A 14,888-nucleotide genomic window follows, 5' to 3' on the forward strand; every position below is an offset into this window, starting at 1 on the left:
GATGCAGCCGGAAGCGGGCCCGGCGGCGAGCCTGGCCAGAGGGCGGTATGCACGGTTTTTTTCCAGCTTCAAAGCTCCAGCGTAATGCATGTTCTTCCGGTGTCAGTCTGCCAGGAGCCGCAACAGCTGCTCTGCCGCGCGCCGCCAGGTGAAAAGCTGCGCTCTTGCCAGGCCTTTTTGCGACAGGTCCTGCCGCAGATCCGGGCTTGCGGCAACCTTCTCCATCGCACCGGTCCATTCACTTTGCCGGAACGGATCCGCATAGAGCACAGCATCGCCGCAGACCTCCGGCACCGCACCGCCTGTTGTCGCAACCACGGGGCAGCCGCAGGACATCGCTTCCAGGGGCGGCAATCCGAACCCTTCGGTGATTGAGGGGAACAGCAAGGCAGAAGCGCCCTGGTACAGCGCCTTGAGCTCCTCGTCGCTGACCCGGCCCAGGAACCGGATACCATCGCCATCCTGCAGCCCCTCATCCTTGAAGACCGACAGGTTCTTGCCGCCGGCGATGATCAGCGGGATGGTCTTGTCTTTCCGCCCGCGTGCCGCATTCACCAGCATTTTCAAATTCTTGTGCGGAGCCAGGGAGCCGATTGCCAGGAAATACCCCTGCTGCGCCAGGCCGTGGCGGGCCAGCACGGTTGCATCGGCCTCCACCTGCCCGAAGTGGTCCACGCCATTGTGGATCACATGCGCCTTGCCCGGCGGGACCACCCCGTGCTTTTCGAGCCCGCGCCGCGAATACTCGGAGACTGTCAGGACCACCCGGCTGCGCCGGCCCAATACGGGTAACAGCCATCTGTAGAACAGGCGGAAGGCCAGTGAGTAAGTGCCGGGCTGGGTATATACCTGAGCGTCATGGATCATCACCACCTGCTTGCGCCTTATAACCGGTCCGGTGTTGCACAGGTTTACCAGCCAGCTGCTGCCCAGGCCCACCGGCAAAACACATTGTTCCCACAAGTGCCCCCGTCCCCAAACCGCCCGCCGCTGCGGCAGGCGGCGCAAGGCAGCCGGCCAGTTGCCCCAGTCACCGGCAGCCTCCCGCGGCAGCGCCATTTGCGTCCCGCCGTGCTCCGTTTCAGCCAGCAATTCATTCATGGCAGCTGTCAGCTCGCTTGCAACACGGTCCACTCCGGTTGGCGGGCGGGTCAGGAAACGGGCATTCAATACATAAGCTGTCATGACATTTGCCGCCAGACAAATTGAGTTAATGGCTTGGTCTGGCCCATCATCACACCGCCTTTTGAATGCCGTTATAGAGAAGGAGCATCTCCTGATTGAAACGTTCCATCGAGAAACGTGTTTTGTAGGTCTCCAGGCATGCGGACCGCATGGCGCGCAGGTCATTTTTTTTGAGTGACAGAAGGCAGTTGCACAAGGCTGTCTCATCAAGAGCAAATATGTGCCCGGTCTCGTTCTCCCGTACCAAATCAGGAAGGGCTCCCCGGTCGCTGCAAATCACGGGTGTGCCATTCCGCATTGCCTCTGCAACGACGAGACCAAAGCCTTCCCATCTGGATGGCACCACAAGCACGTCGGCAGAACGATACCAATCGTCGAGTGAGCCGTTGTCCACCCAGCCAGCAAAGTGAATCTTTTCGGAGGCGGCAAGCTCAACGCTGTCTGCACGCACTGCTGCACCCACTACATGTAGGCGTAAATCATCGCGTTGCCTTGCAGCTTCCTCAAATGCTGAGAACAGAATGTCATATCCCTTCTGCCGGTCCAGGCGGCCGACGAAAAGCACGTTCAGTGCGTCTTGGGATGCCTTAAAGAGCGTCGAAACCGCGTTTTCTGCTGGTGCGGGTACAGCGTTCTCCAACAGTTGGTGGCAGCCACGGTAGCCGAGCATCTTGGCCAGGTTCAAATCATGCTGAGAAATGCTGACGACGGCATCCGGGAGGCTGGTTAGCAGCCCCTCGATTGCAGCGACGAGCCTGGTTTTGATGTCTCCAAATCCGTACTGGCTAACTGCCCAGCCATGCGGGCAATAGAGAACGGGCCGATCCAGCCCGAGCATTTTTAACAGCACGAGCGTGATCAAAGAAAAACTCGAATGCAGAAAGAGAATGTCAGGTTCTTCTTGTTGAATACAGCGGCGGATATGTCTTGCTTGCTGCCAGCAACTCCAAAGACTGCGTTTCTTCCTTGGAAATGTTCGAACCCTGGGATCCTTTGGAAGAAGATAATCCCGATGATTGGATGGGATTAAAAAGACTTGCTCCACGTCCTGCTCCGGCATTTCGGACAAAATGCGCATGTAGCTGCCAACACCACCTTGAACGGTCTCGGAACTGTGCAGGATCTTAAGCGGTTTGGGCAATAGCCTTGCAGCCTTCTGAAAGCGTTGGGTACTCAACATGCAAAGTATAATGTTGACACAAGGGAGGCGGTTGTAATCCACCTGTCTGCTTTAGGCATATACCTGCCGCGGCATGATGGGATTTAGAATGTCCCATTCAGGCGCATTCAGCTTCAATCACCTTTTTTGTCTGAATACTCCTCAATCCCGTGCATAGACGTCCTCATAGCGCACAATGTCGTCTTCGCCGACATAGGCGCCGGTCTGCACCTCGATCAGAACCATCGGCACCTTGCCGGGGTTTTCCATCCGGTGCACGGCGCCAAGCGGGATATAGACGCTTTCGTTCTCGGTCACGAGTTTCACCTCATCATCCACCGTCACCCGGGCGGTGCCTTCCACCACGATCCAATGCTCGGAGCGGTGGAAATGGCTTTGCAGGCTCAGCGCCGCGCCGGGATGCACCAGGATCCGCTTGACCTGGAACCGGTCGCCAACCACCAGGCTTTCGAACCAGCCCCAGGGGCGGTGGTCCTTGGGGAACTGGGTGGCCTGGACCGCGCCCTTTTGCTTGAGCGCGGCAACCGCTTTCTTCACATCCTGGGCGCGGGATTTGTCGGCCACCAGCACCGCATCATTCATCGCCACCGCCATGATGCCGTCCAGCCCGATGCCGACCACCTCCAGCTGCTCGCTGTCGGAGCGCAGGAGCGTGTCCTGGCAGTCAATTGCCGTGGCACCGCCGCTGGTGACAACGCCGTCCGCATCCGGCCCGCTTTCGCGCCAGACCGCATCCCAGCCGCCCAGATCCGACCACGCCGCATCAAAGGGCACAACCGAGAGGTTTTCCGCCTTTTCCATCACCGCATAGTCGATGGAGATGTCTTCGGCCCGGCTCCAGGGCTCCGGCGCCAGGCGCAGGAAGCCGAGGTCCGGCCTGGCCTCCTCCAGAGCCGCCTGCACCGGCTCCGTCAATGCCGGCGCATGGGCCGCAAAAGCGGCGATGATATCGGCGGCGCGGAACAGGAAGATGCCTGCGTTCCACTTGAAATTGCCCTCCGCCAGCATGGCAGCGGCGCGGGCGGCATCGGGTTTTTCCACGAACTGCTTGAGCGGCACCGCTGCGCCGCTGCTGTCCGGAGCATCCGCGAGTTCAAGATAGCCATAGGCGGTTTCCGGATGGCTGGGGGTGATCCCGAAGGTCACCAGCTGGCCTTGGGCCACCGCCTCAAGGCCGCGGGACACAGCTGCGTGGAACGCCGCGGTGTCCGGCACAACGTGATCCGACGGGGCCACGAGAAGAACCGCATCTTCCGCTTCGGACTGGGCGCGCAGGGCGGCCGCCAGCACCGCGGGCCCGGTGTTGCGCCCGTCCGGTTCAATCAGGATGGCGCCCGGGTCGATGCCTGCGGCCTGCAGCTGCTCCGTCACGATGAACCGGAAATCAGAATTGGTCAGAACCACGGGGGCGGCAAAGCGGAAACTGCCGGTTTCACCGGCCAGGCGGCGTGCTGAGGCCTGAAACAGGGTCTCTTCACCCATGATCGGGACAAACTGTTTGGGGTAGCTCTTGCGCGACAAGGGCCACAAGCGGGTACCTGAGCCTCCGCACAGGAGGACGGGGGTAATCAACATGATTAAATACTCGACCAAAGTGCAGTTATGCCAAGGTCCTAGTGAATACCCTGCCTTGTGACAAGTGCCAGGGGGGGCCCGCCGCGTGAATTTCATCAGGGGGTTACACAGGGCCGGCAGCAAACGGGGGCATGCGGATCTCTGGCCGGTTTCCTCACAGGCCGGATGAGGGGCAGGCCCCGTTCATCCGGCACGGGCGGCGGTGCAGGAACGGAATGAATGGATCCTGGCCCTGGCCCGGAAGCCCGCGGCCAAAACGCCGCCGCACGGAAAATGCAAATGGCCTTTGGGCTGATGCTGTTCGGAGAATAGGGCACCAGCCCGGCTTTTCTTCCGGTTGCAAAATGCGGCGCCGCAGCCCGAGGCCCCAAGCGGAACCGGCCTGCCTGCCCGCTGGCCCGGCGGGGCTGTTTTCCGCCGGGCAAACGGCAGTGCCGCCAGGCAAGGCGGCCAAAGATCATTGCCTCCGGCGCCGCGGGGCAGGCCTTTACTTGTGAAGGTTTCGGATTACCGTTCCGTCAAGGGGGCAAAAATTCTGTCCCCTGCCGGTGGTCTAAGTGGTTCTGTTAAGGTCGGGATTGATCCGTATGCTGTGTTGCAAAATGCCGGGAGAATTTGCCCCGGCCCAGCCCCTGCCAGCTCTCCTTACTCTTTGCCTCTCAAGGAAAAGAGCGGCTGCCCGGCCGTTGCGCCGGCACCGGTGCCTTGCGGGACTCTCCGCCAGGAACCGCCCGGGGCAGGCCCCGGCCAGGATACCAGTGTTTCCAGTAACTCCATCAAAGGAGAATGTTTTATGAAAGTGGCTATTCTTGCCGGGGGCAAGGGGACCCGTCTGGCAGAAGAAACCTCCGTCAGGCCAAAGCCGATGGTGGAGATCGGCGGGATGCCCATTCTCTGGCATATTATGATGATATACTCCCATTACGGGTATAATGATTTCTCTGTCGCGCTTGGCTACAAGGGCGATTACATCAAGCGCTACTTTGCCGAATACGGCACGCTGGCGGGCAGCATTACCGTCAATATGGGGCGCCCCGATCCGGTGGTCCGCCACGATCAGGAGCATGCGCCCTGGACAGTCGACCTGATCGAAACCGGTGACGAAACGCTGACCGGCGGCCGGGTCAAGCGGCTGCAGCCGCATCTTGGCAACGAGACCTTCATGCTGACCTGGGGCGACGGCGTGTCCGATGTGGACCTGGACAAGCTGCTGGCCTTTCACCGCTATCACGGCAAGCTGGCCACCATAACCGCAGTGCGCCCGCCCGCCCGCTACGGCCACATGCGGTTTGACGGCGACCAGGTCACCGCCTTTGAGGAAAAACCGCAGACCGCCGAGGGCTGGATCAACGGCGCCTTCTTCGTGCTGGAGCCGCAGGTGTTCGACTACATCGAAGGCGACATGGTGATGTTCGAACACGCGCCCTTGGAAAACCTGGCCAGGGACGGCCAGCTGATGGCCTACCGCCACGATGGCTTCTGGGCGGCGATGGACACGCTGCGCGACAAGCACATCCTGCAGAAACTCTGGAATTCCGGCCAGCGCCCCTGGGCGGTTTGGGAGACGTGAACATGCGCGTATTGGTGACAGGCCACCGGGGCTATATCGGAACCGTGCTGACCCCGATGCTGATGGCGGCGGGCCATGAGGTGACCGGCCTCGACAGCGATCTTTATGAGCGCTGCACCTTTGCCCCGGGCGGGGAGATGCCGCAGGTGCCTACGATCCGCAAGGACATCCGCACGGTCGAGGCTGCGGACCTGCTGGGCTTCGATGCGGTCCTGCATCTGGCGGCGCTGTCCAACGACCCGCTGGGCGATTTCCGCCCGGAAACCACCTTTGACATCAATTTCGAAGGCACGATGAAGGTGGCGCGCGCCGCCAAGGCGGCCGGGGTGCAGCGGTTTGTGTTTTCCTCCTCCTGCTCCAACTACGGCGCATCGGGGGAGGATTTCATCGACGAGACCGGCGCCTTCAACCCGGTGACCCCCTATGGCGAAAGCAAGGTGAAGTCTGAACTGGCGCTGGCGGAGCTGGCCGGCGGCGGCTTCTGCCCGACCTTCCTGCGCTCCGCCACGGCCTATGGCGTCAGCCCGCGCATCCGCTTCGACCTGGTGCTGAACAACCTTGTGGCCTGGGCCGTGACAACCGGCAACATCCACATGAAATCAGACGGCACCCCCTGGCGGCCGATCACTCATATCGAGGACATCAGCCGCGCCTTCCTGGCAACGCTCGAAGCGCCGGCCGAAGATATCCGCAACGAGGCGTTCAATGTCGGCGTGACCGCGCATAATTACCAGATCCGCGAATTGGCGGAGATCGTCGCGGATGTGGTGCCGGGCTGCAAGGTCACCTTTGCCGAGGGCGCCGGGCCGGACAAGCGCTCCTACCGGGTGAACTGCGACAAGATCCAGCGCGTGATGCCGCAGTTCAAGCCTCAGTGGGATGCGCGCCGCGGCGCGCAGTCGCTGTATGAGGCCTACCGGGCGCAGAAGCTGACGCTGGAAGAGTTCGAGGGGCCGCGCTATCAGCGCATCGGCCATATCAAGAAGCTGATTTCCGAAGGCATCATCGATGTCACCCTGGCCCACACCCCTGCTGGCGAAGCCGCCCGCAGCCAGGCGGCCCCGCACACGGACACGGACACGGACACGGCGCAATCGGATTTTTCTGCAGACAGCGCCAAGGCGCAGTGCATCTCCTGCGGCCACACGGGGCTGGAGCCGATCCTCGATCTGGGGCGGATGCCGCGCTCGGACGGGCTGCTGGAGGCCATCGGGCCGTCCCAGCAGGAAACCCTGGTGCCGCTGCGGCTGGGCTATTGCCCGGGCTGCACCCTGGTGCAGCTGCTGGAGACCCGCCCGGCCGAGGAAATGTTCGGCGGCGACTATGTCTATTTCTCCTCCTACTCCGAGGACCTGCTGAACCATTCCCGGCAGAACGCGGAGGAACTGATCAGAACGCACGCCCTGGGGCCGGACAGCCTGGTGGCCGAGATCGCCTCCAATGACGGCTACATGCTGCAGAACTTCCAGGCCCGGGGCATCCCGGTGCTGGGGATCGATCCCGCCACCCAGCCCGCCACGGCGGCGCGCGAAAAGGGGATCGAGACAATCATCGACTTCTTCGGCACCCGCGTTGCCGGCAGCCTGCGCGCCCAGGGCCGGCGGGCGGATATCATTATCGCCAACAACGTGGTGGCCCATGTCGCCGACCAGAACGATCTGGTGGCCGGGATGGCGGAGCTGCTGGCGGACAACGGCACCGTTGTCGTCGAGTTTCCCTATGTCCGCGACATGATCGATTTCATCGAATTCGACACGATCTACCACGAGCACCTGTGCTATTTCTCGGCCGGGTCCGCCAAGGCGCTGTTCGAGCGGCACGGGCTGTATCTGAACGATGTCCGCCGCCTGCCCATTCACGGCGGCTCGCTGCGGCTCTATTTCAGCAGATGCACCGCTGTCACGGATGCGGTGCAGGGCATTCTGGCCGAAGAGCATGATCTGGGGCTCGACCGTTTCGATTACTACAAGAGCTTCGGCGCCCGGGTGCGCGCCTTCCGCGACCAGGCCCGCCGGCTGGTCGGCTCCCTGAAGGCGGATGGCAAGCGCATCGCGGCCTATGGCGCCGCCGCCAAGGGCACGATCATGCTGAACTTCCTGAACCTGAACGACCGTGCCATCGAATATGCGGTGGACAAGAACATCCACAAGCAAGGCAAGTACATGCCCGGCGTCCGGATCCGGATCGACGAGCCGGAAAAGCTGATGGAGGACAAGCCGGACTATGTGATGATCCTGCCCTGGAACTTCCGCGATGAGATCATCCGCCAGCAGCAGGCCTTTCTCGAGGCGGGCGGGAAATTCGTCGTCCCGATCCCCAATCTCGAAATTGTCAGCGCTCCAGACCGGGACGGCAGCAGATGAGCAGCAGGACCGCCTGCCCGGCCTGCAGCAGCCGGGACCTCACAGAGATCTACCGGCTGGAGGCGGTCCCGGTGCAAAGCTGCATCCTGCTGGAGAGCGCGGAGGAGGCCCGGCAGTTCCCGCGCCATCCGCTGGTGCTGATGTTCTGCAGCAGCTGCGGCTTCATCTTCAATTCCGTGTTTGACCTGTCGCTGGTCGACTATGCCTCGGCGACGGAAGAGAGCCAGCATTTCTCCGGCACCTTCAACCGGTTTGCCCGGGATCTGGCGGCGGAAGCGGCATCGCTCTACGACCTGAAAGGCAGGCGGACCCTGGAAATCGGCTGCGGCAAGGGCGAGTTCCTGCAGGAGCTTGCCCGCCAGACCGGCACCATCGGCCTGGGCGTCGACCCCGGGTTCATCCCGGAGCGCCTGCCCGGGGCGCAGGGCCAGGAGATCAGGTTCCAGCGCGAATTCTTCGATCCCGGCACCATCGCCGAGCCGCCTGATTTCGTCGTCTGCCGCCATACCCTGGAGCATATCCCCGAGGTCGGCCGCTTCCTGCAGGACATCGTGCAGGTGCTGAACGGGCAGGCCGGAGCAGGCCTGTTCTTTGAAACACCGGATGTTCAGCGGGTGCTGCAGGAGGGCGCCTTCTGGGACATCTACTTCGAACATTGCTCCTATTTCACGCAAGGAAGCCACGCGCGGCTGTTCCGGCGCGCGGGCTTTGATGTGACCGGGCTGTATCTGGCTTATGACGGCCAGTACATCATCCAGTACGCCGCGCCTGCGGCTGGCCGCCCGGCGCTGCCGCAGGAGGACGATCTGGACACGGCGCGTGCGCTGGCAGCCCGGTTCCCGCAAAAGGTCGCGGAGGTCCGCCGTTACTGGACAGAGTTCGTGCGCAGCCGCCACGCCGCAGGCAAGCGGGTGACGGTCTGGGGCGGCGGCTCGAAATGCGTGTCTTTCCTGACCACCAACGGCCTTGGGGCGGAAGTGGCGCAGGTCATCGACATCAACCCGTTCAAACAGGGCAAATACCTGCCCGGCACCGGCCATACTGTCAGCGCTCCGGACAGTCTGCAGGCGGCGCCGCCCGATACGGTGATCGTGATGAACCCGGTCTACCTGCCCGAAATCGGGGCGCAATTGTCGGCCATGGGCCTCACCCCGGAGCTGGTGGCGGTATGAGGACTGCCGCTGCCATATCCTGCCCGCTCTGCGCCGCGCAGGCGGCGCAGGGCATTTTCAGGCTGGAAAGCGTTCCGGTGATCTGCAACCAGCTCTGGCCGGACCGGGCGGCGGCGCGGGCCGCGCCTGCCGGGACCGTGGATCTGCAGCTTTGCACCAGCTGCGGGTTTATCTGGAACAGCGCCTTTGAGCCCGCGCGCATGGCCTATGCGCCGGGCTACGAGAACGCGCTGCATTTCTCGCCCCGGTTCCAGGCCTTTGCCAGGGACCTGGCGGCCGGACTGGTGGCGCGGCACGGGCTGGCGGGCAAGCATGTGATTGAGATCGGCTGCGGCGACGGCTACATGCTGGATCTGCTGGCGCAGCACGGCGTCGCCTCGGCCACCGGCTTTGACCCGTCGATGGCGGGAGCCTCCTCTCCCTTCACCGCCCGCGGTAATGTTGAAATCGTCGGCGAATACTTCCGCTCCGCTCAGCTGGACCGGCCGTTTGACGCGATCCTGTGCCGCCACGTGCTGGAGCATCTCGACGATCCGGTTGCCCTGCTCAGCGACATCCGCCGGGCCATCGGCAGCCGGGATGTCCCGGTCTACTTCGAAGTGCCGAATGCCGGCTGGATGCTGGATGCGGTCTCGATGTGGGACGTGATCTACGAGCATGTGGGCTACTGGAGCGCGCCGGCCCTCACTGCCCTGTTCCGGCGGGCCGGGTTCGAGCCGCTTTCCGTCCGCACCGGCTACGGTGGCCAGTTCCTGATGGCCGAAGCCGTCCCGGCCAGGCCGGAGCCGGATTATCTTGATCCGGGCGCTGCGCAGATCTGCGCCGCCGCCCGGGCCTTCGGAGCGGCGGCGGATGCGGAATTGCAGCGGTGGCGCAGCAGGCTTCAGGGCTGCAGCGGCAGTGCTGTTATCTGGGGGGCCGGATCCAAAGGCATCACCTTCGCCAATGCCCTGGGGGAGGCGGCGCACGGGCTGAGCGCCTTTGTCGATTTGAACCCCCGCAAACATCAGCGGATTGCACCCGGGGTCGCCCTGCCGGTCATCGCACCGGAGGATCTCGCCAGCCTCCGCCCCTCCATGGTGCTGATCTCGAACGCTTTATACGAGGAAGAAATCATTGCCCGGGTGCAGGCCGCGGGGCTGCAGCCCGATTTCGCGGTGATCGCAGGATAGGGGCCGCCGGAGCTGCGGTTTCCCGGCCAAGCGGCACACAGCTTAAACGTGTCTATATGCTACTATGGAGAGCATGCATGAAGAGTGATAGGATCAAAGTGCCGCCCTGATGCTCCCGGCGTTATGCCGTACCGCATCCGGTGCCATGGCCGGGCGGTTCAGCAGGTATTTGTCATCACTGTCTTTGTCCTCGGGGAGGTCTGCTATGTTCAAGTTAATAATCGGGTTTTTCACAGCCATGCTGCTGGCGTCAGCAGCTCAGGCGCAAAGCGGCTACAAGATCAAGCGCGGCGATACGCTGACCATCGAAGTGCTTGAGAATGAGAACCTGAACCGCAGCGCTCTGGTGCTGCCGGACGGGTCCATCAATTTCCCGCTGGCGGGCGGGGTGGCCGCGGCGGGGCGGACCGTCGACCAGGTCAGGAGCGACCTGACAAATGCGCTGACGCCTAACTTCGCCTCCCAGCCGCAGGTGTTTGTTTCGGTGAACGCGCTGGCTGAGCCCGCGGTGTCCTCCGCTGCCGTCAGAACCCGTGCCGTCCGCGCGGTCTATGTGATGGGGGAAATCACCACGCCGGGCAAGCTGGAGGCAAGCCGCAGCACAACTCTGCTGCAGGCCCTTGCCCAGGCTGGCGGCCTCACCCGTTTTGCCGCTGACAAGCGCATCCAGCTGCGCCGGGGCGACAAGATCTATCTCTACAACTACCGCACCAATGGCGGCAGCGGCATCACCGGCAGCACGGTCCTGGTTCCCGGCGATGTGATTGTGGTCCCGCAGCGGCGCCTGTTCGAATAACCAGGCCCCGCCCCGCTCCGGCGGGCGGCGGCGCAGGTGTCAGAGGCGCATCCGGCCCGGATGCCGTGCCGGAGCGGATGGCGTGCAGCCGCCCGGGTTTTCCCTGTCTGTTACCTTGGCTGGCGGAGCCATAGCCAGAACCGCGTCCGCCGCAGGCGCAGGATCAGCTGCCATTCCAGCCCCGCAAGCCCCGGCAGCCGCGACCGGAGCAGCCTGCGCTGATGCAGCAGCCAGCCCAAGCGGCTGCGCGGGCCTTCGGGAAACCCCGCGCCGGGAAACAGATGCCGGATCAGGCGGCATTGCAATTCCAGCCCGAGCTTGAAGCGGTAGGTTGCGAACCTGTCCTCGACCTGCTGCCAGTCGACCGGATCCGCGGGATCCGCGCACAGCTCGATCAGATCGTTCAGATACCGCAGGTGGACAAACCCGGAAAACACGCCGCGGTCGTGCAGCATGTCATGCGCCAGGCTGGTCACCAGGCGCAAATTGGCATTGGGGATCCGCACGGCGCCCGCCCCGAACGGAACCAGATGGCTTTGCTCTTCGATGTCGCGCGCGCTGATGGTGCCGAAATACCGCTCCGGGATCCGGTGATGTATGTCCAATGCGCCGGCAACATCGGCCCGGAAATAGCTTCCCAGGGAATACTGGTTCCGGCTGTCCGGGAATTTTTCGTAGCCGAGGCGGCTCAGAACGCGTTCCACATCGGCATCCTGCTCCGGGCTGGTCACGATATCCAGGTCAAAGGACATCCGCGGCACCTCGGCGGCATCCGCGGCCTGGAAGAGATTGACCGCCCCCTTCATCAGGCCCGCCTCCAGCCCTTCCGCCGTCAGGGCTGACAGGGCTTCGTCAAGCTGGGCTTTCAGCATGCTGTTGCGGGTGATGTTGGCCGCATCCACTGAAGCCAGGTAACTCAGGGCCTCGGGATCAATCTGCGCGGCCTGGCCGGACTGGACCAGCCTTCTGTACAAGAGCGGGCCGACAAGGTTGTCATTGGCGCAGCCGATGATCAGCTCCCAGTCCGGATCCCGGGGCACCCGCCCCTGCAGGCATTCTGCCAAAATCTCCAGCGCAATCGGGGGTAAAAAGGGCACCTGATCAACCGCTCCCCGCAAGGCTCCAAGCCTCGCGGGCCAAGCCGCAGGCCTGTTCAAGACCGTCAAAACGGGCGCGGAAGAACCGCGCGGAGCCTATCAGCGCAGCCAGCGATTCAAACCCGTCCCCCGACAGGCGGTCGTCCGGAGACCAGCAGGATGCCAGCATCATCCGGATGATCTCCTCTTCCGCGGTGACAGGCGCAAGCCCGGCCGGAGTGTCCGGGCTTCTGTCCAGAAACAGCACACAGCGGACCGGGCGCGCCGGAAACGCCCCCGCGTCCAATGCCCGGTAGCGGACCCGCTTGCCGTCCGGGCGCAAATAGTCCGGCAGGTCCTCAAGCCCCGGCAGTCGCTGCGCAAGAAGGGGCAGCGAGCCGCATTTCAGGGTCGCCGGAAAGGGCAGGGACATCACCTGGCCGCCGCTGCGCAGCACTGCCAGATCATCCCCTTCCAGGCGGAAGCCTTCGCCATGCAGCGCAACCGACAAGGTCGACTTGCCGCTGCCCGGATCACCGCACAGCAGCATGCTCCCGCCCGCTGCGGAAACAGTCGCGGTGTGCAGCACCGGATCCTCCGAGAGGTCCAGAACCTGCGTTGTCAGCATGAATTTCAGCGCGGCGCCGATTTCATCCCAGCGGTGCCACTCCGGGTCTTCCCCGGCCCAGGCCAGCCCCGCCCGCGATGCCTCCTCGATAAGGACAAGCTGGTCCTGCGCGGGGGTGTCCGCAACCAGCAGATGCTCAAAGGCACTGCGCACCAGGCGGGCGGTTCTTTCACCGGTGCAGCAAATGCCGATGGCATGGCCGCTGATCGACAGGCACATGTGCGCGGTGACGGGCACCGGACCGGAGCGCGGCGCCAGATAGCGCACAGCCCCCGAGTCCAGCAGTTCCGTCAGAGACTGCCGGCCATTGGCACCGCCGGCAGATGCGGCTGAAACGAATTCGGCAACGCTGAGCCCAGCCGCCAGCCGGGGCCACAAGGCCATTGTGGTGTCCGACGCGTAAAACAGCTTCTGATTATGAGGCAGAAACAAAAAATGGCGTTTCCCGACACTTGCGAGGCGCACATCAGGAAATGCCATAATTTGAGCGAGGTCCAAAAAAAACCCTCTCCAGAACCGAAGGCAGCTGTATTCAAAGGCCCGGCGGGAGCCGCCGGGCTCGTCCGCAGACCTCAGGTGAACTTAGTTATAGTAGCGGCGGCGGCGGCGCCCCTTGCGGCCTTTCTTCTTCTTTTTCTTTGGCTTGCCGCCAGATTTGGCAACCGCCTCGGAAGACAGGGTCGTGGACAGAAGGAAGGCCACCGCGGGCGGCGTTACAGCTGCAAAACGTCCTGCTTTTTGAAGGACTTCCCTGCGTTCAGGGGATTCAAGCTTTTCAGGATGATCTGTCATTTTACTCTACTTCACTGGTACTTTGATGTCATCGGACATACAGGCGCCGATCAGGCCGCAAACCGGAAGCGGCGGCTTATGGAAGTCTGGCCGTCTCTGTAAACTTCCCCCGCGCGCGCAAGGTGCCTCAACGGACACCGGCTGGCAAAACCTTAACGATTATTGTGCCTCCTGACCGGATTTGAGTCAACTATTAGGAATGCTCCGTTTCCGCTAAACGGCGCAGAAAAAGGGCATCCGGCGGCTTGGCCGAAAAGGCCCTCTGGTTGTGAAGCCGCCGCCCTCTGAGGTGCAAAGCCTTGTTGCGGCAGGCTTCCTCCGCACCGGTTCAGGCCGCCCCGGCACGCGCCGCCGCGGCCGCACAGGGCTGCTGCGGCCGCGCAATTGGTGTTTGAGCGGGGCTGTGGTACTATGTTGCGGTATGCGCAAAGTGTTTTGCCCCCATTTCGGCGGCCTGGACACCGGGGAACCAGGCCTAGTTCGTTAACCGGGGGAACCGGCCTAGTTGGTTAGGCCTAGTTGGTTAAATGTGCAGGCGGCCTGCCGGGCCGCCGGGTTACGAGTTTTTGGGGGAAGTCACGTGTTTTCATCAGATGATTTCAGCGGCGGTCCGCTGGATCCGTCGGTCTGGACTGTTGAAGGTCCGGCCGGTGTCTCTGCCAGTACCGGTTCCAATGCCACGGATGCCTATCTGGAACTGGTGACGCCGGATGGTTTTTTTGACGCCTGGAAGACCAACAAGTCCGCCCGCGCGATGCAGGACATTGCCGACGCGGATTTCCAGATCGAGACGCGGTTCCTGACCACGCCCTCCGAGCGGTTCCAGCTGCAAGGGATCCTGGTGGAGCAGGATGCGGACAACTGGCTGCGGTTTGACGTCTATTCCGACGGCAATGTGCTGCGGGTGTTCTCCGGCGTGACGGTCAATGGCAGTTCCTCGATGCGGATCAATACGGTGATCCAGGCCGGCGATGCGGAATACCTGCGGGTCACCCGATCGGGCGACACCTGGACCTATGAGTATTCCGCCGACGGCGCCAATTGGACCCTGGCCGGCAGCTACACCCATGCGGTGACAGTGACCTCTGCCGGGGTGTTTGCGGGCAATGTGGCCCAGGCCTCCGGCTATACCGCCCAGGTCGATTACGTCGAAATCGCCAGCGACCCCATCGTCAACGAAGACGGCGGCGGCACACCGCCCCCGAACCAGGCGCCGGATGCGGCGGATGACGGCCTGGCAGTGGTGCTGGACACCGCGCTGGTGATCGATGAGTCCGCCTTGATGTCCAACGACAGCGATCCCGATGGCGATCCCGTCACCTTCGACAGCTTCACCAACCCGTCCAACGGCACGCTGACGGACAATGGCGACGGCACGC

General features: G+C 63.1%; 11 protein-coding genes. 6 read left to right on the top strand and 5 right to left on the bottom strand.

Features of this window, described 5'->3' with window-relative positions:
* Positions 1-102: 102 nt before the first annotated feature.
* The 3 genes from RA26_RS13170 to RA26_RS13180 all read right to left on the bottom strand — a co-directional run bounded on the left by RA26_RS13170 (position 103) and on the right by RA26_RS13180 (position 3,940).
* Positions 103-1,185: a glycosyltransferase family 4 protein gene (locus RA26_RS13170; protein ID WP_039184260.1), complete on the bottom strand. Its 1,083-nt coding sequence runs from the start codon at positions 1,183-1,185 to the stop codon at positions 103-105.
* 49 nt (positions 1,186-1,234) lie between these two features.
* Entirely contained in the window at positions 1,235-2,326 is a 1,092-nt protein-coding gene (locus RA26_RS13175; protein WP_193747615.1) for a glycosyltransferase family 4 protein, read from the bottom strand.
* Positions 2,327-2,506: 180 nt separating this feature from the next.
* The gene (locus RA26_RS13180) at positions 2,507-3,940 is read right to left on the bottom strand and encodes a mannose-1-phosphate guanylyltransferase/mannose-6-phosphate isomerase (RefSeq protein ID WP_039184263.1); all 1,434 of its coding nucleotides are present in this window, start codon (positions 3,938-3,940) and stop codon (positions 2,507-2,509) included.
* A 793-nt stretch (positions 3,941-4,733) separates the two neighbouring features.
* Here RA26_RS13180 and rfbF point away from each other — a divergent pair.
* From rfbF to RA26_RS13205, 5 genes are all read left to right on the top strand, one after another.
* Positions 4,734-5,510: a glucose-1-phosphate cytidylyltransferase gene (gene rfbF / locus RA26_RS13185; RefSeq protein WP_039184264.1), complete on the top strand. Its 777-nt coding sequence runs from the start codon at positions 4,734-4,736 to the stop codon at positions 5,508-5,510.
* A gap of 2 nt (positions 5,511-5,512) precedes the next feature.
* Positions 5,513-7,873 (top strand): NAD-dependent epimerase/dehydratase family protein, encoded by a 2,361-nt coding sequence (locus tag RA26_RS23085; RefSeq protein ID WP_206540433.1) that lies wholly within the window; start codon positions 5,513-5,515, stop codon positions 7,871-7,873.
* Positions 7,870-9,045 carry a class I SAM-dependent methyltransferase gene (locus RA26_RS13195; RefSeq protein ID WP_082015829.1) on the top strand — a complete coding sequence of 392 codons (1,176 nt, stop codon included), beginning with the start codon at positions 7,870-7,872 and terminating at the stop codon, positions 9,043-9,045. Before RA26_RS23085 ends, RA26_RS13195 begins: the two co-directional genes overlap by 4 nt.
* Positions 9,042-10,217, top strand: coding sequence for a class I SAM-dependent methyltransferase (locus RA26_RS13200; protein WP_052272426.1), 1,176 nt, complete (start codon positions 9,042-9,044; stop codon positions 10,215-10,217). Before RA26_RS13195 ends, RA26_RS13200 begins: the two co-directional genes overlap by 4 nt.
* Positions 10,218-10,422: 205 nt before the next feature.
* The gene (locus RA26_RS13205; RefSeq protein ID WP_039184265.1) at positions 10,423-11,013 is read left to right on the top strand and encodes a polysaccharide biosynthesis/export family protein; all 591 of its coding nucleotides are present in this window, start codon (positions 10,423-10,425) and stop codon (positions 11,011-11,013) included.
* A gap of 110 nt (positions 11,014-11,123) precedes the next feature.
* Here the strand turns inward: RA26_RS13205 and RA26_RS13210 are convergent, their stop codons facing one another.
* Positions 11,124-12,110, bottom strand: a complete 987-nt coding sequence (locus RA26_RS13210; protein WP_193747616.1) for a nucleotidyltransferase family protein — start codon at positions 12,108-12,110, stop codon at positions 11,124-11,126.
* A 4-nt stretch (positions 12,111-12,114) separates the two neighbouring features.
* Positions 12,115-13,101: a hypothetical protein gene (locus RA26_RS22140; protein WP_152612609.1), complete on the bottom strand. Its 987-nt coding sequence runs from the start codon at positions 13,099-13,101 to the stop codon at positions 12,115-12,117.
* A 988-nt stretch (positions 13,102-14,089) separates the two neighbouring features.
* On the opposite strand from RA26_RS22140, the gene RA26_RS23175 reads away from it, so the two are divergent.
* On the top strand, positions 14,090-14,888 hold a 799-nt coding region (locus RA26_RS23175), incomplete at its 3' end, for a DUF1349 domain-containing protein (protein ID WP_039184269.1).

The organism is Leisingera sp. ANG-M7 (assembly GCF_000813965.1).
In the GTDB taxonomy this organism is placed as follows: Bacteria; Pseudomonadota; Alphaproteobacteria; order Rhodobacterales; family Rhodobacteraceae; genus Leisingera.